The 1,255-nt window shown below is 64.9% G+C and carries 1 protein-coding gene; it reads right to left on the bottom strand.

Going from position 1 to position 1,255, the window contains the following annotated elements:
• Window positions 1–29: 29 nt before the first annotated feature.
• Window positions 30–1,189 (bottom strand): IS3-like element ISPa39 family transposase gene (locus HV798_RS31540; RefSeq protein WP_086009122.1). Its coding sequence is split into 2 segments (ribosomal slippage): window positions 30–931 and window positions 931–1,189, totalling 1,161 coding nucleotides; the frame shifts between segments, so codons are not numbered across the junction.
• Between the last annotated feature and the right edge of the window lie 66 nt (window positions 1,190–1,255).

The raw sequence follows: 1,255 nt of genomic DNA, 5'->3' as shown, positions 1-1,255 counted from the left end.
TGACCTGCCCCCTTTCTCAGGGCCACTAGCTACTTAGTAGAGTCCAGGTTGGGGAGCATACCGCTCCGGTGGGTCAGGTTTCGATCAGCGGTCGAACCAGTCAAGGCACCTTCGTTGCGCAGCGCGGCGGCGAACTCGGCAGGCGTGCATTTGGGCAGTGAGCTGTGCGGACGCACCTCGTTGTAGTCCTTGCGCCAGATGGCGATTACCGCCCGTGCGTGCTCGAGCGAGATAAACCAGTTTTCGTTCAAGCATTCGTCCCGGAACTTGCCGTTGAAGCTCTCCACATAGGCGTTCTGCGTGGGTTTCCCTGGCTGGGTCAGCACAAGCGTCACGCCGTTGGCGGTCGCCCACTGGTCCAGCGCCCGGCCGGTAAACTCGGGTCCCTGGTCGGTCCTGATCGCCGCGGGGTAGCCGCGGAAACGGCATACCGCATCCAGGATGTCGGCCACGTTCTGGCCATTTATCCTCCGGCCGACGGCGATTTCCACCGCTTCCTTGGTGCAATCGTCCACCACCGTCAGGCACTTGATCGGGCGCCCGTTGGCCAGGGCGTCGAAGACGAAGTCCATCGACCAGGTGTGGTTGGGCCCCGACGGCAGCTGCAGCGGACGGCGCTCGACGGCCACGCGATCGCGCTTGCGGCGCTTGCGCACCGCCAGGCCAGCGTTGCGGTACAGCCGGTAGATTCGCTTGTGGTTGGCGATCCAGCCCTCCCGTTCCAGCAGGATGTGCAGCCGTCGGTAGCCGAACCGGCGACGTTCGCCCGCCAACGCAACGAGCCTGGCCTGCAACGGCGCGTTCGCCATGCGCGGCTGGTAGTGCAACACGCTGCGTGACAAGCCCAGTGCCCGGCAGGCCCGCCGCTCCGACAGGCCCAGCTTCGCCCGCACGTCCGCGACGGCAGCCCGTCGCGTCGGCGGGCTCAGTATTTTCCCCGCGCCACGATCCTCAGCGCTTCGTTGTCCAACATCGACTCGGCCAACAGCTTTTTGAGCCGCGCGTTCTCCGCTTCCAGTGCCTTCAGGCGCTTGGCGTCGGGCACATCCATGCCGCCGAACTTGCGCCGCCACAGGTAGAACGACGCGTCACTGAAGCCGTGCTTGCGGCAAAGCTCCTTGACCGGCGTGCCGGCGGCCGCCTGCTTCAGGAAGCCGATGATCTGCTCTTCGGTGTATCGCTTCTTCATGTCCGTCCTCTTGTGAGACGGACTCTACTAAGATCAGGTTGGCCCGGAAAACGGGGGGCAGGTCAC

Source organism: Achromobacter deleyi, assembly GCF_902859705.1.
Classification (GTDB): Bacteria; Pseudomonadota; Gammaproteobacteria; order Burkholderiales; family Burkholderiaceae_B; genus Achromobacter; species Achromobacter deleyi.
The sequence above is the reverse complement of the archived record's forward strand: the minus strand, read 5'-3'. Positions and strand labels throughout refer to the sequence as shown.